Here is a 19,991-nt window from a genome sequence, read left to right on the forward strand (position 1 = left end):
TGGAACCCTTCCTAGATAATCGCTCCGATCACAGCGGAAATGCCGATATCGAGAACCCAAAAATAAATCGTGACGAACGCAATCGTCCCAATGACAATCAGCGTATAGTTGGTCAGTTCTTTACGATTGGGCCAGCGAACCTTCTTGAGTTCAGCCCAGCTTTCAGAGAAAAAGGAAAACAGAGACTTGAAACTGCGTTTCACGCCGACTACACCTCCAAAAACTATCTGGTTTCCCGATGAGAAGTCTGTTCGTTACAGAACTTACAGAATTTCTTCATCTCCATGCGGTCGGGGTGATTACGCTTGTTTTTTGTCGTTGTGTAATTTCTTTGTTTGCATGTTGTACAAGCCAAAGTAATAATTACCCGCATGATGTGCACCTCCCGAAGACATCCAACACCGGAAGTCTCATAATTGATCCTAAAAAAACCGCGAATTTAGGCCTACCTAAAACACTTTATCACACGGGGTTTTCCATGTCAATGAATGTTTGCATACATTTCGCAGTCTCGACTGTGGTGCATTTTAACATCTGTTCATCCTTTGAAAATATTCCCTAAAAGCCGCTTCAAGACCCAAGCGACATCTATTATCATATTTTTTAGTATAAATCATTTTTAACACATATAAACCTGCCCAGCCCTGCCCTAACGAATAAAAAAAGACTCGGACTCGAGCCTTTCCCTGTCAGCTTCTACTTTCAACTATCCCTTACTTCCAGATACTTTTCAAGTTTACGCTTGACCCGTTGCAGTGCATTATCAATCGATTTCACATGACGGTCAAGATCCTCTGCAATCTCCTGATACGAACGTCCATCCAGATACAACATAAGCACCTTTTGTTCCAGCTCGCTCAGAATCTCCGACATCTTGTCCTCAAGTCCTACAAATTCTTCCTGATTGATAATTAGTTCCTCAGGGTCGCTTACTTGTGTTCCGCAAATCACATCGAGCAACGTCCGGTCTGACTCTTCATCATAGATAGGCTTGTCCAGAGATACGTAAGAGTTCAGAGGAATGTGCTTTTGTCGTGTAGCCGTCTTGATTGCCGTAATAATCTGTCGTGTAATGCATAATTCGGCGAAGGCCTTGAACGAAGAAAGCTTGTCTCCCTTAAAATCACGAATGGATTTGTAGAGACCAATCATGCCTTCCTGAATAATATCCTCGCGATCAGCGCCGATCAGGAAGTAGGATCTAGCCTTGGCCCGCACAAAGTTCCGGTACTTATTAATCAGGAACTCCAGCGCTTCCCCATCACCTTCATGGACTGCTCCGACAATGTCTTCATCATTTTTGTAATCAAACTTTGACAACATGATATCCTTGAGGTCCACACTCACTAACAATCCCTCCGGCTGCAACGCAAGGTACCCGTCACTCTCTCAAATATACGACAAGTATACGCGATGTAACCTGATACCGTCAACCACAACAGCCTAAAAAAGAAGAGCGCTAACAAAATTGTCAATGGTTTCAAAATGGAGGAGCGCCCAATTACTGGATTATTCTCTTCTCCATCGTTCAAACAGCTTTCGAAGCTCCGGGCTTAGTTTGGCATCCAGCGAGTTGCGAGACAATTTGGCGCTGTCCTGCTGAATTCGCTTCTGTACTTCCCTTTCGGATTCCTCAAGCTCGATCAGCAGTTCCCGTGCCGATACCCTGAGTGCTCCCTGGCCAAAGGCAACATGCTGCTCTACCTGATCACTTGTCGCTACGTAAATACTTCTCCTCTTGCTACTAAGCTCTCGAACCAATCGCTCGATGCACTCGTCGGCTGTCTCTTTTTCTCTTGTAAAATAAATCTGGACTTTACTCTGGGCAAAAGTTTTACCCAATCCTGGCACCCTGTAAGCATCAAATACGACGATGACTCTTCTGCCGGAATACGCCTGATGATCCGCGAGCCGTTCGAGAAGTCTGTCCCTCGCTTCCTGCATACCAGATTGTACCAGTGCGGAAAGTTCGGGCCAGGCTCCAATCATGTTGTAACCGTCCACCAGCAGAACATCCCGCGTGTCAGCCATATCGTTAGTCCCGTGCCTGTCGTCCGCGCAATACTTCGTACATTACGACACCTGCAGCTACAGAAGCATTCAGGGAATTGATTTGCCCCGCCATCGGCAGCTTGACGAGTACGTCGCATTTCTCACGAATTAAACGACCCATTCCTTTATTTTCGTTCCCAATGACAATGGCCACTGGTCCCGTGAATACTCCATTTCCAAAAACAGGGTCGGTCGCTGCCACATCCGTTCCAACTACCCATACACCTTCTTCTTTAAGACGGTCAATGGTTTGTCCCAAATTGTTCACACGCGCCACCGGGACGTACTCAGCAGCACCTGCCGACGTTTTGGACACCGTTACAGTTACAGCTGCCGAACGCCTTTTGGGCACAATAACACCATGTGCTCCTGTGCAGTCCGCCGTACGAAGGATGGAGCCCAGATTATGCGGGTCTTCTATTTCATCCAGCAAAATTAAAAACGGCTCTTCCCCTTTATTACGAGCACTCGCGAGCAATTCTTCCACTTCAGCATAGGCAAAAGGCGCAGCCTGTGCAACCACTCCCTGATGCTGAATTCCCGGTACCATTTGATCGAGCTTACGCTTGTCCACCTGTTGAACAATGATCCCTGCTTTTTTCGCTTCGGCCGTAATCGGAAGGGTCAAATGCTTTTGGGCATTATCTGCAATCCATATTTTATTTATTGTTCTGCCTGAACGTAATGCCTCCGTTACGGAATGCTTACCGGCAATCCATTCTTCTTCCATATCTAGCTTCCTCCCGGGAAACGCCAGATGGTAAATCCATCTGATCCGTTCCCATTTATGATTTTTCTGTATTCTCCATTTGTGCAATGCCGTACGTTATCAATTCGCTCAATCTATCCAAGCGTCCATCGCTATAGAGAAAGCCGATCAGTGCCTCCAGTGCAGTCGCGTGACGGTACTCAAGTACATCAGCATTTTTGGGCAGACTCCCTGACTTGGCATTTCTTCCTTGTCGGACAATGTCGCACTCTTCCTCCGTCAGCACCTTTTCCAGCAGTCCCAGCAGACGGCTTTGCGCCTTCGCGGAGACTAGCCCTGTTGCTCGCCGATGCAGATGATTTGGACGCAAGTTGGGCTGTGCCAACAAATATTGACGGACGGCGACCTCGTACACTGCATCGCCAATGTAAGCTAGTGCAATGGGCGGCATCAGGCGGGCCGGTTTGGACGCAGGATACGGGAACCAGTTCTCTGCGCCCTCCGAAGCCCCCGTATTCAGTGACTTATCATTCATTTTCGCCGCCACCGCATCCCCTGTGCCGTATCCTCAAGCACAATGCCTTTAGCAGCCAGCAGATCGCGAATTTCGTCGGCTCTGCCCCAATTTTTGGTTTTACGAGCTTCGACACGTTCTGCAATTAATTGCTCTATTTCATCATCCAGCAGCTCTTCTTTGGGTTCCGAATATATGCGAAGTACAGTATTCATCGAATGGAAGGTATGCAGTACAGCCTGCAATTCCGCCTGATTGACAACATCACGCTGCAACAAATGATTGGCTTCGCTGACCCATTCGAATACAGCAGTAATCGCATCAGGTGTATTGAAATCATCATCCATCTTTTCGCCAAATTGCTGCAAAATTCCGTCAAGCTTCGTTTGCAGCTCAGCCGCTACTTCTCCATTACCTTTCAAAGCATTGGCCAAACGATGCTTCACGTTCGCGACTGCATTAGCAATCCGTTCGACACTGTTCTCTGCTTGACTCATCGTCTCTTGGTTGTAGTTCAATGGATTACGATAATGCGTCGACAGCATAAAATAACGCAAAGCTTCAGGCTTGTGGCGAGTTCGCAGATCTTTAACCAAAATACCATTACCGAGTGATTTCGACATTTTTTCATTATCAATTCGGATATATCCGTTATGCATCCAGTAGCGAGCCAATGGCTTACCCGTAATCACTTCGGATTGCGCGCATTCACATTCATGATGCGGAAATTGCAAATCCTGTCCGCCCCCATGGATATCCAGTGTATCCCCCAAATAATGGCGAGCCATAGCCGAGCATTCGATATGCCATCCCGGTCGTCCATCTCCCCAAGGACTCGACCAATAAATTTCTCCCGGCTTTGCTGCCTTCCAGAGTACAAAATCCTCGGCATTTTCCTTACGCTCATCAACATTGATGCGAATTCCGAACTGAAGCTCCTCCAGATTCTGACCTGACAGTTGTCCGTAATCTTTGAACTTTTTGGTTCGATAGAACACATCGCCCTCGTTCTCATAGGCATAGCCTTTGTCTACCAGTTCCTTAATAAAATCAATAATCAAATCCATGCTCTCTGTTACGCGCGGATTTATGCTGGCAGCAGGAACATTCAATCCCGCCAGATCCTCATGATAGGCTGCAATAAATTTCTCGGCAACTGCCGGAACCTCCGTATCGAGTTCCCTAGCTTTGCGAATCAGCTTATCATCGACATCCGTAAAATTCACCACATAGTTTACAGTATAGCCCAAATACTCCAGGTAGCTGCGTACCACGTCAAACACAATTACAGGTCGTGCATTACCAATATGAATGTAATCATATACGGTGGGTCCACATACATACATCTTAACCTTTCCAGGCTCCAGTGGCACAAAGGTTTCCCGGCTCCTCGTCATGGTATTATAAATTTGAAGCGGCATCGTTATGTTCCTCCCTCATAAAAATTATCCTTGTCATTTATTCTCTTGTGTCACCTGATGTTTCTGAGCAGATCGCTCATCCTTCAAATCAGATAACTCTGCACGCAATCGCTTTATTTCCAATTGAAGATCCCGTATAGAATCCACGACCGGATCAGGCAGCTGATGACTAAGTCGGTCCGGACGTCTTCCATCTTGTCTGACCACCCGCCCTGGGATGCCCACTACCGTACTGTTTGGCGGAACCTCTTTAAGCACAACCGAGTTAGAGCCAATATTGGACTGCGCCCCAATTGTAAATGAGCCCAATATCTTTGCACCGGAGCCTATAACTACATTATTCCCAATGGTCGGATGGCGCTTCCCCTTCTCTTTTCCGGTCCCTCCAAGAGTGACCCCCTGATACAATACGACATCGTCGCCGATCTCACAGGTTTCACCGATGACCACTCCCATGCCATGGTCAATGAACAGTCGATCTCCGATACGAGCGCCAGGATGAATTTCAATGCCTGTCATAAAACGCGATACTTGAGATATAACACGAGCTACAGTACACCATTTTCGCAAATAAAACCAATGTGCGATTCGGTGTGCCCAAAGGGCATGAACGCCGGAATACGTAAAAATGACCTCCAGCTTACTCCGGGCGGCCGGATCATTATCCAAAACAGTCTGAATGTCGGATTTGATATGTCTGAACATGTCGCCCTCCTATTCCTCCCATATCCTTGCCGCATCTCCACAACACTTCACGTTCCGCCAATTTTCGCATCTTTCAGCACTCTTCGACATTTTTTAATCTATGACGAGTCTGATAAAAATGAAAAAGCGCCTCCGCAGCCTGAGCTGCAGAGACGCATGAACGTGGTCCCACTCTGCTTCGGACATAACTACTGCCTAAAAGCAGAAATGTCCGTCTTTGGCGTCCGGTAACGGGAACGACTCGTCACGCCCTTGCCATAATTAGCAGTCTAATTAGGATTCGGGCGCACGGCTCCCAGGTGCATTTCCTCCGCAGGTCATCTGGACGGCTTCCAGCCTAGGGTTTCCCCTCGGTCGTCCTCTCTGGCAGATGCCCATATGCAGTTTACTTCTCCTGTTCGCAGCCTTTACACGTAAATATCAATCCGTATCAATGGAGTCATTATAGCGAAAAGACAACAAATTGACAAGAAATATCAGCCTTTAATTTGTGCCTTAAGACGATCCAACACCTTGTCACGTCCAAGCAAATAGATGGTTTCGTTCAGATCCCGTCCATGAGTTTGACCTGTAAGAGCCACACGAATCGGCATGAACAGCTGTTTACCCTTAAAACCGGTTTCCTTTTGAACTTCCTTAATCAGCTTGGCCATTTGTGGGGCTGTAAATTCCCCGCTCTCTTCAACCTTGTTGGCAAAGGCTCTGAGCACCTCAGGAACCTGTTCTTCAGCCAGTACAGCCGCCGCTTCGGCATCCATCTCCAGGTGTGAACGAAAAAATAACTCAGACAACGCTACAATATCGGACGCAGAAGTCATCTGCTCCTGATATAAGCGAACGAGGGCCTTAGCCCAATCCTGCTGTTCCGCAGACAGTTCAATCGGCAACAACCCTGCTGCCTGCAAATGAGGAATCGCCATGCTGGCAATCCGCTCAGGATCAGCCTTTTTAATATAATGATTGTTCAAGTAAGCAAGCTTATTCGTATCAAATACGGCCGGGCTTTTGGACAAACGATTAGGGTCGAAAATCGAAATCAATTGCTCCCGATCATAGATCTCTTCTTCGCCTTCTGGAGACCAGCCCAACAGCGCAATAAAGTTGAATATAGCTTCCGGTAGATAGCCCAGCTTGTCATACTGCTCCATGAATTGAATAATGGATTCGTTACGCTTGCTGAGCTTTTTGTGATCCTCGCCTACGATCAGCGTCATATGACCAAAGCGTGGAGGCTCCCAGCCGAGAGCTTCAAAGATCATCAATTGCCGCGGCGTATTGGAAACATGATCCTCGCCTCGTAATACATGCGATATTTTCATCAAATAATCGTCAACCGCTACAGCGAAGTTATATGTCGGAATACCGTCTTTTTTGACGATAACAAAATCGCCGCTTTCCTTGGAATTGAACGTAATTTGACCTTTAACGATATCGTCAAACGTATATTCGCGATCTTCCGGTACGCGGAAACGAATGCTTGGTACACGGCCTTCTGCTTCAAATGCCTGACACTGTTCTTCTGTTAAGTCACGATGCTTTCCAGAATAGCGTGGTGTCTCCCCCCGTGCCATCTGTTCTTCACGTTCGCGTTCCAATTCTTCCTCCGTGCAGTAGCAACGGTAAGCCAAACCACGATCCAGCAAATCCTGCCAGTATGTTTTGTATATATCCAAGCGTTCAGTCTGACGGTAAGGTCCAAACTCACCTCCCACATCTACGCTCTCATCCCAGTCCATACCCAACCATTTCAAATATTTAAGTTGGCTTTCTTCTCCGCCCTCAATATTGCGCTTCACATCTGTGTCTTCGATGCGAATAATAAATTTCCCGCCTTGATTACGGGCAAATAAATAATTAAATAATGCCGTTCTGGCGTTTCCAATATGCAGATGCCCTGTAGGGCTTGGTGCATAGCGTACACGAATTTCCGTGCTCATATAATCTCCTCCAAATTGAATTACTCAAGATGATAGCATTTACTTGATAAGACAGACAACCGATTGAGCCGCAATCCCTTCGCCCCGCCCGGTAAAACCGAGTTGCTCTGTGGTAGTCGCCTTGACATTCACCTGGGATGGCTCTTCTGCTTCCAAAGCCCGGGCGATGACCTCATTCATCTGCGGAATATACGATGCCATCTTGGGCTTCTGTGCAATGATCGTAGAATCGATATTCCCCAAGCGATAGCCTCGCTCTTTAGCCAACCCCCACACATGCTCTAGCAGCTTCAGGCTGTCGGCATCCTTAAATTCAGGGTCGTTATCCGGAAAATGCTTCCCGATGTCTCCCAAGCCAAGCGCACCCAGGATGGCATCGCTAATCGCATGCAGCAACACATCTGCATCGGAATGGCCCAGCAAACCTTTCTCATAGGGAATATTCACGCCTCCGATGATACATGGCCTTCCTTCCACCAGCTGGTGGACGTCAAATCCTTGTCCTACTCTGATCACTTGATATCCTCTCCCTCTGTCTTTACCCATAGCGCCGCCATGTCCAAATCCTCAGGCGTAGTAATTTTGATGTTCTTGTAGCTGCCTTGAACGACAGTAACCGGAATGCCAAGCCGCTCCACCAGTGTAGAATCATCTGTTCCCAAAAATCCCGCCTGCTCTGCTTCCTCATACGCACGGAGCAAATCGGAAAGACGAAAAGTCTGTGGCGTTTGAATACTCCACAGACTTCGGCGATCTGGCGTTGCTGTAATGATACCATCCCCGTTCACTTGCTTGACCGTATCCTTTACAGGTACTGCCGCTACAGAAGCACCGGTACGCTGAGCCGCCTCCAGACATGAACGTACAAGCTCAGGCTGGATCAGTGGGCGCACACCATCATGAACCATCACCCAATCTGCTTGCAAGTGGCGTAAGCCGTGATAAACCGAATGCTGTCGTTCACTGCCACCAGCTACCACCTGTACGTTTTTTTCGATCTGGTATTGACGAATCCATTCCCGACAGCGCTCCACATCTTCAGCTCCCGTCACCATCACCATTTCATCCACTTCGGGCATAGCTGCAAATATTTCAAGTGTATGTATGAAGATGGGCTTGTCCCGCAAAAGCAGAAATTGCTTACTTTCCTGCGTCCCCATACGGGAGCCGCGCCCAGCCGCCACAATAACGACTCCTACCCGATTGTTCATTGAAATAACTCCTGCCCTGATCGTACTTGTACGATCCGTATGATAACATATCTACTTCATCATACCTCGTTTATTGAGCTTTTTCCAATAGTTTCGGTTTAGCAAAGATCATACGTCCCGCAGAGGTCTGAAGTACACTCGTGACCAGCACCTCCATCAAGGAACCGATATAGTCACGTCCGCCCTCCACAACAATCATCGTACCATCATCCAAATAGGCCACACCCTGTCCATGCTCCTTGCCGTCCTTAATGATCTGCACCATAATTTCCTCACCAGGCAGTACGACAGGCTTGACTGCATTCGCCAAATCATTAATGTTCAGCACCGATACACCCTGAAGCTCACATACCTTATTCAGGTTAAAGTCATTGGTTACAACTTTACCCTCCAGCACCTTTGCCAGCTTGACCAGCTTACTGTCAACCTCTGAAATCTCCTCAAAATCCCCTTCATAAATGAGCACATTCACATCCAGCTCTTTTTGGATTTTATTCAAAATATCCAGACCCCGACGCCCACGATTACGCTTAAGTAAATCAGATGAATCTGCAATATGCTGCAGTTCCTCCAACACAAATTCAGGAATCACTATCGTTCCTTCAATAAAACCTGTCTTGCAAATATCCGCAATACGCCCATCTATAATGACGCTGGTATCCAAAATTTTATGTTCCTCCAGCTTACGTTCTGGTACACCTGTGCCCCGGCCAAAAAAACCAGAACTCCAAAACGAAGACAGCTCATCCCGCTTCTCCAAACCAACCATCAATCCTACATATCCGCAAACGATGGTAACGGCTGTCTGAATCAGCTGACCAGGTGCTCCCAACCATGATAAAAGCGGGTAGACTGCCAAGGAAAGGATCAATCCCACTGCTAATCCAATTACACCGGCAAGCATCTCATTCATCGGTATCCGGACCAAGCCCTCAATGCCCTGCTGCAACCGATTCGCCACCGATGCCCCTGCGAATGAGCAACCGGCCATAAACAGCACTGCTCCCGCAATCATCCAAACGGCCATTCCCGGTAAGGTACCATCATTCAACCACTGCGGCATCCATGATAAGATACCTCCTACCCGATGGTACAACGTATAGCCAAACCATGCTCCGCACAATCCTGTAAAAGTTAAAATAGCCTTTCTCCACATCGAGTCTCTATACCTCCTTTTTTCTTCTCATACATCCTGCTATTTATTGGATATACACTTTTTTCTTTACCAGTATGATCCAATCCTCGCCCGGCTAACCCTGTGTTTTTATTTTTTATGCACAAAAAAAGCATCTATCTCCCTGAAAGAATTCAAGGAAATAAATGCTCATTTGTTTCTAGCTGTTATTAACGTTGCGAATGACGATATTGATCGTCCTGTTCTTCCTGGTTGGAACGTTCCCGATCACGTCCCCGTCTGCGTGAAAGCTTACGGATGTTCAGTTTCATCCCATATAATGCATATAGCACCAATGGGACAAAAATCAGCTTCGACAGCTGGTCGGGAAATTTAGCAGCCAGTACTACCGCTGCAATCACAACCCAAGGAGCGATCCAGATCGCTTTTTTCGGAAAGCCAACCTTTTTAAAATTAGGATATCTCATGGAGCTGACCATCAAATAAGAGACCAGCAACATGGCAATCGACATGTATAACAATGAAACATTGTTATGAAATAAGGACAAAGTGGCTAGTACGCCACCTGCTGCCGGAATCGGCAAGCCTGTAAAATAACCTGGCACACCGGGGCGTACATTAAATCGAGCCAAACGCAACGCTCCGCACATGGGGAAAATGGCCGTAACCGTCCAAGCCAAAGCCGAATTTGCATCATGAAAAGCAACCATGTACATAATAACTGCGGGAGCTACACCAAATGATATCATATCTGATAAGGAGTCCAGTTCTTTACCGAATTCGCTCTGGGCATTCAGCGCCCGGGCCATTCTTCCGTCCAGTCCGTCCAACAACATGGCGACAATAACCATAATAGCGGCAAGACTGTATTTTCCGTCTACGGCCAATAAAATGGCGATCATTCCGAGAAACAAGTTACCCAAGGTAAACATGTTCGGAATTGATTTGGTAATCATCTCTTCACCTCAATGTATGAATTGTTCCATTATAATCCTTTCACTGTATTACATTTACATTTGTCTGTCAATGAAAACTTGTTCCTGCAACCTTTTAAGACCTTCTTTAATCGTACGCGCACGAACCTCTCCGATGCCATCCACTTCATCCAGCTCTTCAATCGTTGCAGTTATAACATGCGGAAAGCGTCCAAACCGCTCCACCAGATTATGAATAATCACATTCGGCAGACGTGGTATCTTGTTCAGCACCCGATACCCGCGTGCAGCAATATACTCCTCTGATGTTGCAGCAGAAGACGGGTAACCCAGTAAACGTACGATATGATTAACATCCAGCAACTCGTCGTCCGTAGATCGCTTGAGTCCAAGTATAATCTCACGGATTTTCTCGTCGCTGTCGTCTTTAGCATAATCCTTGTACAGCAACCAGGCTTCTTCCTCTATATTGCTGACAAGCTCCTCCATCTGCATGCTGATGAGTCGGCCTTCATTTCCGAGCTCATTAATAAATCGTTTGATTTCCATTTTAATGCGCAGCACCATTTCAATCCGTTGGATAACATTAACGACCTCCGGCATGGTTACCAGCTCTTCGAATTCAGATGCTGTCAAATTCGTCGAGGCTTGACCCAACACCGATCTATATTTTTCTAGTGTCTGAATTGCCTGATTGGCCTTCGTTAAGATGACTCCGATTTCCTTGAGCGCATAGCGCAGCGTTCCCTGATACAACGTAATAATATTACGCCGCTGGGAAATGGACACAACGAGCTTGCCTGTCTGCTTTGCAACTCGCTCTGCTGTCCGGTGTCGAATCCCTGTTTCAATCGACGAAATAGAAGAGTCAGGAATTAATTGCGTATTTGCGTATAAAATCCGCTTCAAATCTTCGCTCAATATGATTGCGCCATCCATTTTAGCCAATTCATATAAATAGTTCGGCGAAAAATCACAGTTGATAGAGAACCCGCCATCCACGACTTCCATTACTTCCGGGCTATAGCCAACGACCAGAAGAGCACCCGTTTTAGCACGTAAAACGTTTTCCAATCCATCGCGAAAGGGAGTTCCCGGTGCCACAAGCCGCAGCAAATCGTTCATTTTATCCAGTTGGCTCGCTTCTTTCATTCTCATTGCCCCCTAATCTAATGCGGCTGCCAGTGCATCTGCCACCGTTGCTACTCCTATAATTTGTATCCCTTTCGGATGTGTCCAGCCCTTCAGGCTTTTCTCTGGCATGATCACCCGTTTGAAACCCAGTTTCTCCGCTTCCCGCACTCGCTGCTCTGCTCGGGATACAGCTCGCACCTCGCCTGTCAGCCCCACTTCACCAAAAATTACATCGTACGGCTTGGTAGGAGCGTCCCGGAAACTGGAAGCAATGCTCACCGCTATAGCCAAATCCACCGCGGGCTCATCCAGCTTCACGCCGCCGGCTACGTTGAGATAAGCATCCTGGTTTTGCAAAAACATGCCCATCCGTTTTTCCAGCACGGCTATAATTAATCCCATCCGATGATGGTCGATTCCTGTACCCATTCGGCGTGGAGAAGGAAAATGCGTGGCCGCAATCAGCGCCTGCAGTTCGACCAGCACAGGTCTGGTTCCTTCCACACTGGCTACAACAGTGGAACCAGCCACCCCTAGTGGTCGTTCAGACAGGAAAAGCTCAGAAGGATTCGCTACCTCACGCAAGCCACTCTCAGCCATTTCAAAAATGCCGATTTCATTCGTAGAACCGAAACGGTTCTTAACTGCACGCAGCAGCCGATACGTATGATGACGCTCTCCTTCAAAATAAAGCACGCAATCGACCATATGCTCCAACAGACGTGGGCCTGCAATTGCCCCTTCCTTGGTCACATGTCCTACCAGCACCGTAGCAATCCCTAGTCCCTTGGCAATTCGCATAAAGCGTGAGGTACACTCTCGGACCTGAGCCACACTTCCTGGCGCACTTGTCACCTCCGGCAAATATACGGTCTGAATAGAGTCTATCACCAAAAATTCGGGCTTCAAGCTGTCCACTGCTTCTTCAATCGTCTCCAAATTCGTCTCACATAATACGTACAAATTGGGAGACAAGGCACCCAGTCGGTCTGCGCGCAGCTTCGTTTGACGAACCGACTCCTCACCAGACACGTACAGCACCTTCAAACCGGTTAAAGCGAGCTCATTAGAGGTTTGTAGCATCAGCGTAGATTTACCAATCCCCGGATCACCGCCCACCAGAACGAGGGACCCCGGCACTACGCCTCCGCCAAGCACACGATTCAATTCGCCAATTCCCGTCAAAATTCGTGCTTCTTTGCCACTCTCTACCTCAATAATGGGGAGCGGCTTATCTTTTGTGCTATGAGTAAGAAGGGGAGAACCCATTCCTTGAGTTTTTACAACGCTTTCCGTTTCTTCCACCATGGAATTCCACGCCTGACATCCAGGACATTTTCCGTACCATTTGGGCGATTCATAACCGCATTCCGTACAGGAAAATTTAGTTTTCACTTTAGCCATACTTTGATCCCTGGCTCCTTATTGACGACAAATGATGTCAAATTTATCTTGATACAGCCCGGAAAGAGCTGTATCAATAAAAGTTTACCATTGAAGCTTGGCGGACGTAAAGCGATATCACAAACTTTTCCAAAGCATTTACCCAACCATTCCGTAGCGTTCTATACACAAAAAGGGTGCCTTCGCAATAGCCTTCCAGCCTGCGAGACACCCTTCTGTACTGCTTTATTTAGTAAAACGTTTTAGGACTTCGCGGATACGTTATCCTTTTTCGTAACTGTCAATGCACCGTTCTCCTCATCAATCATCAGAGAATCACCTTTAGTAATATTTCCAGTCAACAGTTCCTCGGACAGACGATCTTCTATATGCTTCTGAATTGCACGACGCAATGGACGCGCACCGTAAGCTGGATCAAAGCCTTCCTTCGCAAGGAATGTCTTAGCCTTGTCTGTCAGTTCAAAGTCCACCTCGTACTCATTCAGACGCTTACGCAGCTCCTCAGACATGAGTGACACGATTTCGGCGATATGTTTTTCTTCGAGAGAATGGAAAACGATAATTTCATCAATCCGGTTCAAGAACTCAGGACGGAAGCTTTTCTTCAGTTCATCCATCACTTTACCCTTCATGTTATCGTAATCCGCTCCAGCGTCTACAACGGCTGTAAAGCCAAGCGTGGAGTTACGTTTAATCGCCTGTGCACCGACGTTGGATGTCAAAATAATGAGTGTGTTGCGGAAGTCAACAACACGGCCTTTGGAATCCGTCAGACGTCCATCTTCCAGCACTTGCAGCAGAATATTGAACACCTCTGGATGTGCTTTTTCAATCTCATCCAGCAACACAACAGAGTATGGCTTACGACGTACCTTCTCAGTCAGTTGGCCACCTTCTTCATATCCAACATACCCTGGAGGCGCTCCTACCAGACGGGACGTGGAGTGCTTCTCCATATATTCGGACATATCGATACGGATAACCGCATTTTCATCTCCGAACATAGATTCAGCTAGTGCGCGTGCCAGTTCTGTTTTACCAACTCCAGTTGGACCGAGGAAAATAAAGGAGCCGATCGGACGCTTCGGATCTTTCAGTCCCGCACGTGCCCGGCGAATAGCGCGGCTTACTGCCTTAACAGCTTCGTCCTGACCAATAACCCGTTCATGCAACAACTGTTCCATATTCAGCAAGCGGTGTGTTTCTTCCTCTTTCAGCTTGCTGACTGGAACACCTGTCCAGATTGCAACGACCTGAGCGATATCCTCCGGTGTAACTTCGGAATCTGTGCGACCCTGTTGTTCTTTCCATTGGTTTTTCGTAACATCCAGCTCTTCACGAATTTTTTGCTCTGTATCACGCAACGCTGCTGCCTTTTCAAACTCCTGGCTTTGTACCGCCGAATCCTTTTCCTTACGGATATCTTCGAGACGGTTTTCCAGTTGCTTCAGGTTTGGCGGTACGGTGTAGGAATTTAGCCTTACCTTGGAGCCTGCTTCGTCAATAAGGTCAATCGCCTTATCCGGCAGGAAGCGGTCGGTGATATAACGGTCCGACAATCTTACTGCCGCTTCAATTGCCTCATCCGTGATCTTCACACGGTGATGCGCTTCGTAACGGTCGCGCAGACCATACAAAATTTGAATCGCTTCTTCCGGAGAAGGCTGATCCACAGTAATCGGTTGGAAACGACGCTCCAAAGCAGCATCCTTCTCAATATATTTGCGATATTCATCCAGCGTTGTTGCACCGATGCATTGCAGTTCGCCACGTGCCAATGCAGGCTTCAGGATGTTGGAGGCATCAATTGCTCCTTCCGCTCCACCAGCACCAATCAGCGTATGCAGCTCATCAATGAACAATACGATGTTTCCAGCTTGACGAATCTCGTCCATAATTTTTTTCAAACGATCCTCAAATTCACCACGATACTTGGTGCCTGCTACCACAGAGCCCATGTCGAGTGTCATTACGCGTTTGTCACGCAGCGTTTCAGGAATCTCATTGGCAATAATTTTTTGTGCCAATCCCTCGGCAATCGCTGTTTTACCTACCCCAGGCTCCCCGATCAGAACCGGATTGTTCTTTGTACGGCGGCTGAGCACCTGAATGACGCGCTCAATCTCCTTGCTGCGCCCAATAACAGGGTCCAGGTTATTTTCCTTCGCAGATGCCGTCAGATCGCGTGCCAAGCTATCCAGGGTTGGTGTGCTGACATTAGTCGGAGCGCCGTGATGGCTGGAAACCGCCTCGCTGCTGCCTAGCAATTGGAGCACTTGCTGACGCGCTTTATTCAGACTGATGCCCAGATTGTTCAGTACACGGGCCGCTACGCCTTCACCTTCACGAATGAGACCGAGCAAAATATGTTCTGTGCCCACATAGGTATGACCCAGTTTACGCGCTTCATCCATAGACAGCTCGATGACCTTTTTGGCGCGAGGAGTATAGGCAATGTTCGTCGGTTGCTCTTGACCGCGTCCAATAAGCGTCTCCACTTCATCCTGGATTTTTTCCAGTCCCAGCCCTAAACCGATCAAGGCTTTGGCTGCTATTCCTTCACCTTCACGAATGAGGCCGAGCAAAATGTGCTCTGTACCAATGTTGTTATGTCCCAATCGAACAGCTTCTTCCTGGGCCAAGGCAAGCACTTTTTGTGCACGTTCCGTAAATCTTCCAAACATCATATATCCTGCACCTCCACAGTGTGTATTTCAGATAAAACTATATATTAAAGGGTTGTGCCTAATTTTTGCCGGATCAGCTTCGCCCGGTACATATCGCGCTCACCGGTGTTCATTTTATCGCCAAAGCTCTTTTGCAGGAATCCAGGCTGCGTCATCACATTCAGTTCATTCATCGCTGCGATGGATGGACGCTCCAAAATCCCTAAATCCACGCCGAGACGTACATCGGACAGCCGCTGCGCAGCCTCCTTTGAATCCAGCACTGCTGCATATGACAAAATACCGAATGAACGCATCACCCGATCTGTAATTCGCAACATGGACTCATTCATCAGCCGTTCTCTGGCAGAACGCTCGTGCTCTATAATCTGCAGCACCACGCCATGTAGATTTTCAATAATTTCCGCTTCGGTTTGTCCTAATGTAATCTGATTAGAAATCTGAAACAAATTACCGACCGCTTCGCTGCCTTCACCATAAATGCCACGAACCGTAAGACCTACCTGTGAAACAGCGGACAATATACGATTGATTTGGTGAGTCATGACTAATGCGGGCAGATGCATCATCACCGAAGCTCTCATACCTGTGCCAACATTTGTCGGACAACTGGTCAGAAAACCTCTCCGATCATCAAATGCATAATCAACATGCGCTTCAAATGCATCATCAATAATCATAGCTCGTTCCCAAGCTTCTCTAACCTGACATCCCGGATATAAGCACTGAATACGCAGATGATCCTCTTCGTTTATCATAACACTAACCGATTCATCATCACTAATCAACACAGCACCGTTACGAGATTCGTTCGCCAGATTAGGACTAATCAAATGCTTCTCAACCAGTACCTGCTTGTCGATCTCATCCAACTCGGATATTTTCAAGGTATGGAAAGTACCAAAACGACCCAAATCATCATACTGAAGGATATCCGTCAAGCGTTGAAGCACTTCTTCCGACTGCTGATTGGTAGCAAGCATGGGAAAAGGCAGATGTTGCAAGTTACGCGCAATTCTTACCCGGCTACTAATGACAATCTCCGAATCCGCAGCATCACCACGCATCCAATCACTTAGCGGCTTTTCCGTAAATCGGATATTGGGCATCACGCATTCCCTCCTACTCTTCACAAACTTTACTCTTCAGTCATTTCCTTTTCAAGCTTTCTGATTTGATCCCTAAGCTCAGCAGCTGCCTCGAATTCTTCCTGTACAATATGCTGTTGCATCTCTTTTTTCAAATCATCAATTTGCCGTTTAACCTTCAGACGGCCTCCAGTCCGGACCGGAACTTTACCCACATGACCTGTACTGCCATGCACACGTTTGAACAGAGGGTCCAGACGACTGTCAAAATATTGATAGCACGACGGGCACCCAAAACGCCCCAGCTTGCTAAACTGTGTATAGGTCATGCCACAATCCTTGCATTGCAAATTTTGTGGACCATTGTGACCTGAAGACTGGCTCTTGGTGCTGGAGTCAAAATCCAGCATCCCCGACAATAAGCTATGAATCGAAAAACCATTGGGTGTTCCAGGGAGTATTTCCCCTTTTTCCTTCGCACATGTCTCACAAATATGAAACTCTGTCTTTTCGCCGTTCACAATTTTGGTGAAATGCAAAGTTGCCGGCCGCATATTACATTCCTGGCACAGCATAAAAGCACCTCCTTCAACGTCTGGATTTTCACAAATCCCTACATCTGAATCGTAAATCTCTATTTACTGGTTATGGCTACTGACTATTTGGTCGCCAGCAACGAGAACAGCATAGCCTTAAGCAACCTTGCCCGCAGCTGGTCACGATAGGGGAGCTTCAGCAATAAGGTGTCCCTCGATAAAGCGGCCTTCATTAAACTCGCTTCCCTTTTGCTTAGAAAATGAGCTTCCTCCAACTGATAAATCAGTCCTTCTGCCGCCGATTGGCTAATTTCCTCCCCGATGCTCTGATGAAGATGTGTGTGTATCGCATGCTGTGCAGGCAACTGAATTCGTTGAATGCGAATGTAGCCCCCACCACCACGCTTACTTTCCACCACATAGCCCTTTTCCAGCGTAAAACGGGTACTAATAACATAGTTGATTTGCGACGGCACGCAAGAAAAACGGTCAGCCAAATCATTGCGCTGAATCTCCACTAAGCCTTGGGGACTTTCAAGCAATATGTTCTTCAAATATTGTTCAATAATATCGGAAACATTGCGCATTTCATTCATCCTCCACTAACGGAAACGCAAGTATTCAAGTACATTTCACGCTCCACAGAGTCCGCCGTATATTGAACTTAACCAAACGGTAAAGTCACGAATCTAAGCTGTATCAGGACTTTTTCACCCTGCTGCATCTCTTGAAAACGTGCCGTTTAGTCTCTAGTGTGACCTATACTTGCGATAAATCATACACTTCTCTTATGTTTATAAGAGCAGCTACTGACTATCCACAAATGATTTCAATCCTGTTTAGCTTCTTTGCTGTCAAAATACTCAATACGGCCAGTCAATCAGCATCATTACCTTCTAATGGATCACACTAGGTTTAATTGACTTTGACTTTCTTTGACTATATTCACATTATAGCATATTTTTCATTTTTGCCAAGGGGTCAATACCATTTTTCGCAATCTAATTATGTTTTATACAATGTAAGAAAAAAACTCTCCCCATTCTGGAAAGAGTCCTGAAAAAACCCATCCTGCTACTCCCGTGCTACTTGTATAGACGAATCGTGCTTACCCTCGCCAACGCCACCCATTTTCTCGAATAAAGTCTAGGCCAGGATTAGAAAAAATCCAACAAAAACGTCTGTTTTACTGGTACTACACGTTTCAATGCAGACATAGACTCACTGCGTCCTTCAATACGCCCCCACTTATATAGATCATCAGCGCGCTGATAGCCAAGCATTAGGGTCGTCAGCGATTGGATGCCAACACTCAAGTCAACTGCTATGTTGTTTTCAGAAGAACTGCTTGTATCTACTCTCTCTAAATATCCTCGTCCTTCAGAGTTTATCGTTAATGTCCATACTCCTTCATTCCATGGAGCATAATGATCTGACAAATTTAAGGTCAAGCGTGTTTCCACTCCAATTGCTTTAAAGGGATATTTTTCGACAAAAGCAGCTGCATCCACAATTCGTCCCATAAAATAAGGCAGCGTTTCCTGTTGAATTCGCGGATCATCGAGTAAAAATGGCAGATTGTCATCTGCCGGAACGTAAATAAATTTACCTTGGGTTATCATGTAATCATGATTTGCAAAATAAGTCCATAAAGCCCGACGCGCCGTTTCATTCTCATATATCAATTCATCGCAATTCAACTGCTTATCTTCAATTTTGTATAGCGCATATCCCTGAGGATTACCTGCTTCTGAGTAATAAACTGCGGTTCGGTAGTTCTCATTTAAAATCCGTTCTTGCCACCATTCCTTATCCCGTACCAGCGTGCCATTATAAGACGAAGCATACGCTTGATACACTTGGTTCAGTTCAGAAATATCTTTAATATCCCGCTTGACTATGCCTTCTGTTTTAAGCTTAGCAGGAAATTTATCAATCGGGATAACATACTTTTTGTACTCAACATACGTTTCCCATCCAAATTTACGATAGAAGGCAAAGGAGAATGGGTGCAGAAAAGAAAGGCTTTGTCCAGTAGACTTCATCTCTTTAAGCGCATGTGTCAACAAACGTGAAACCATGCCTCCACGACGCTTTTCTGGCCACGTTGCCACACCAGCAATGCCACCCATCTCAAAAACCTGACCATGTATGTATACCTGCAAAGGTAGCAAAGTCAGCTTAGCATTCAAGTCATGTCCATCGAATATGCCCCATGTTTGTTCTGGCTTGAACTTTTTCTTGGATTTCTCCAGATCCTCCGGGGACATTGTAAACTGAAAAGCATATTGGGATAATTCAATAGCAACTTCAAATTCCTCCCGTTGTAATTGTCTGATCTCCATAGCCTTCGTCACCTCGCTCGTATACTTATGTCTCCATAAAAAAGATTGTGCACTTAGAGTGTCGCAAAGCCTTTTCTTTCTGTCAACCTTAGGAATTGATAGTGATCGTTAAAATACACAAAAGAGGATCATGATCTCATTAAGATCATGATCCTCTTTATTTGTTGCTTGGCAACGT

General features: G+C 46.6%; 20 protein-coding genes. All 20 read right to left on the bottom strand.

Annotated features, from left to right (window positions below; translation table 11 throughout):
- Positions 1 to 11 precede the first annotated feature (11 nt).
- Positions 12 to 203, bottom strand: a complete 192-nt coding sequence (secE, locus tag L693_RS0101160) for a preprotein translocase subunit SecE (protein ID WP_025685946.1) — start codon at positions 201 to 203, stop codon at positions 12 to 14.
- Positions 204 to 223: 20 nt separating this feature from the next.
- Positions 224 to 373 carry a 50S ribosomal protein L33 gene (rpmG, locus tag L693_RS28700; RefSeq protein WP_081752062.1) on the bottom strand — a complete coding sequence of 50 codons (150 nt, stop codon included), beginning with the start codon at positions 371 to 373 and terminating at the stop codon, positions 224 to 226.
- A 329-nt stretch (positions 374 to 702) separates the two neighbouring features.
- Positions 703 to 1,347, bottom strand: a complete 645-nt coding sequence (gene sigH / locus L693_RS0101165) for an RNA polymerase sporulation sigma factor SigH (RefSeq protein WP_025715689.1) — start codon at positions 1,345 to 1,347, stop codon at positions 703 to 705.
- A 162-nt stretch (positions 1,348 to 1,509) separates the two neighbouring features.
- Complete coding sequence (locus tag L693_RS0101170; protein ID WP_025715690.1) at positions 1,510 to 2,031, bottom strand: NYN domain-containing protein; 522 nt, start codon at positions 2,029 to 2,031, stop codon at positions 1,510 to 1,512.
- Positions 2,032 to 2,035: 4 nt separating this feature from the next.
- A complete protein-coding gene (rlmB, locus tag L693_RS0101175) occupies positions 2,036 to 2,782 on the bottom strand; it encodes a 23S rRNA (guanosine(2251)-2'-O)-methyltransferase RlmB (RefSeq protein ID WP_025715691.1) in 747 nt (248 codons plus the stop codon).
- A gap of 55 nt (positions 2,783 to 2,837) precedes the next feature.
- Complete coding sequence (locus L693_RS0101180) at positions 2,838 to 3,296, bottom strand: Mini-ribonuclease 3 (RefSeq protein WP_025715692.1); 459 nt, start codon at positions 3,294 to 3,296, stop codon at positions 2,838 to 2,840.
- Positions 3,293 to 4,696, bottom strand: a complete 1,404-nt coding sequence (cysS, locus tag L693_RS0101185; RefSeq protein ID WP_025715693.1) for a cysteine--tRNA ligase — start codon at positions 4,694 to 4,696, stop codon at positions 3,293 to 3,295. The genes L693_RS0101180 and cysS overlap by 4 nt, the downstream gene beginning before the upstream one ends.
- A 33-nt stretch (positions 4,697 to 4,729) precedes the next feature.
- Positions 4,730 to 5,401, bottom strand: a complete 672-nt coding sequence (cysE, locus tag L693_RS0101190; protein ID WP_049825013.1) for a serine O-acetyltransferase — start codon at positions 5,399 to 5,401, stop codon at positions 4,730 to 4,732.
- A gap of 476 nt (positions 5,402 to 5,877) precedes the next feature.
- Positions 5,878 to 7,338, bottom strand: a complete 1,461-nt coding sequence (gltX, locus tag L693_RS0101195) for a glutamate--tRNA ligase (RefSeq protein ID WP_025715694.1) — start codon at positions 7,336 to 7,338, stop codon at positions 5,878 to 5,880.
- Between the two features lie 39 nt (positions 7,339 to 7,377).
- Positions 7,378 to 7,854 carry a 2-C-methyl-D-erythritol 2,4-cyclodiphosphate synthase gene (gene ispF / locus L693_RS0101200; protein ID WP_025715695.1) on the bottom strand — a complete coding sequence of 159 codons (477 nt, stop codon included), beginning with the start codon at positions 7,852 to 7,854 and terminating at the stop codon, positions 7,378 to 7,380.
- Positions 7,851 to 8,549: a 2-C-methyl-D-erythritol 4-phosphate cytidylyltransferase gene (gene ispD / locus L693_RS0101205; RefSeq protein WP_025715696.1), complete on the bottom strand. Its 699-nt coding sequence runs from the start codon at positions 8,547 to 8,549 to the stop codon at positions 7,851 to 7,853. Before ispD ends, ispF begins: the two co-directional genes overlap by 4 nt.
- A gap of 70 nt (positions 8,550 to 8,619) precedes the next feature.
- Entirely contained in the window at positions 8,620 to 9,705 is a 1,086-nt protein-coding gene (locus L693_RS0101210; protein WP_025715697.1) for a PIN/TRAM domain-containing protein, read from the bottom strand.
- A 188-nt stretch (positions 9,706 to 9,893) separates the two neighbouring features.
- The gene (pssA, locus tag L693_RS0101215; RefSeq protein WP_025715699.1) at positions 9,894 to 10,640 is read right to left on the bottom strand and encodes a CDP-diacylglycerol--serine O-phosphatidyltransferase; all 747 of its coding nucleotides are present in this window, start codon (positions 10,638 to 10,640) and stop codon (positions 9,894 to 9,896) included.
- A 54-nt stretch (positions 10,641 to 10,694) separates the two neighbouring features.
- The gene (gene disA, locus L693_RS0101220) at positions 10,695 to 11,771 is read right to left on the bottom strand and encodes a DNA integrity scanning diadenylate cyclase DisA (protein ID WP_013312183.1); all 1,077 of its coding nucleotides are present in this window, start codon (positions 11,769 to 11,771) and stop codon (positions 10,695 to 10,697) included.
- Positions 11,772 to 11,783: 12 nt separating this feature from the next.
- Positions 11,784 to 13,157, bottom strand: coding sequence for a DNA repair protein RadA (radA, locus tag L693_RS0101225; protein ID WP_025715700.1), 1,374 nt, complete (start codon positions 13,155 to 13,157; stop codon positions 11,784 to 11,786).
- Between the two features lie 242 nt (positions 13,158 to 13,399).
- Positions 13,400 to 15,844, bottom strand: a complete 2,445-nt coding sequence (gene clpC, locus L693_RS0101230) for an ATP-dependent protease ATP-binding subunit ClpC (protein WP_025715702.1) — start codon at positions 15,842 to 15,844, stop codon at positions 13,400 to 13,402.
- 44 nt (positions 15,845 to 15,888) lie between these two features.
- Positions 15,889 to 16,953: a protein arginine kinase gene (locus L693_RS0101235; protein ID WP_025715704.1), complete on the bottom strand. Its 1,065-nt coding sequence runs from the start codon at positions 16,951 to 16,953 to the stop codon at positions 15,889 to 15,891.
- A 29-nt stretch (positions 16,954 to 16,982) separates the two neighbouring features.
- On the bottom strand, positions 16,983 to 17,507 hold the full coding sequence (locus tag L693_RS0101240) for a UvrB/UvrC motif-containing protein (protein ID WP_025715705.1): 525 nt from the start codon (positions 17,505 to 17,507) through the stop codon (positions 16,983 to 16,985).
- A gap of 83 nt (positions 17,508 to 17,590) precedes the next feature.
- Positions 17,591 to 18,055: a CtsR family transcriptional regulator gene (locus tag L693_RS0101245; protein ID WP_025715706.1), complete on the bottom strand. Its 465-nt coding sequence runs from the start codon at positions 18,053 to 18,055 to the stop codon at positions 17,591 to 17,593.
- Between the two features lie 570 nt (positions 18,056 to 18,625).
- Positions 18,626 to 19,813: a GNAT family N-acetyltransferase gene (locus L693_RS0101250; RefSeq protein WP_025715707.1), complete on the bottom strand. Its 1,188-nt coding sequence runs from the start codon at positions 19,811 to 19,813 to the stop codon at positions 18,626 to 18,628.
- Between the last annotated feature and the right edge of the window lie 178 nt (positions 19,814 to 19,991).

The organism is Paenibacillus sp. 1-18, assembly GCF_000520755.1.
GTDB classification, from domain to species: Bacteria; Bacillota; Bacilli; order Paenibacillales; family Paenibacillaceae; genus Paenibacillus; species Paenibacillus brasilensis.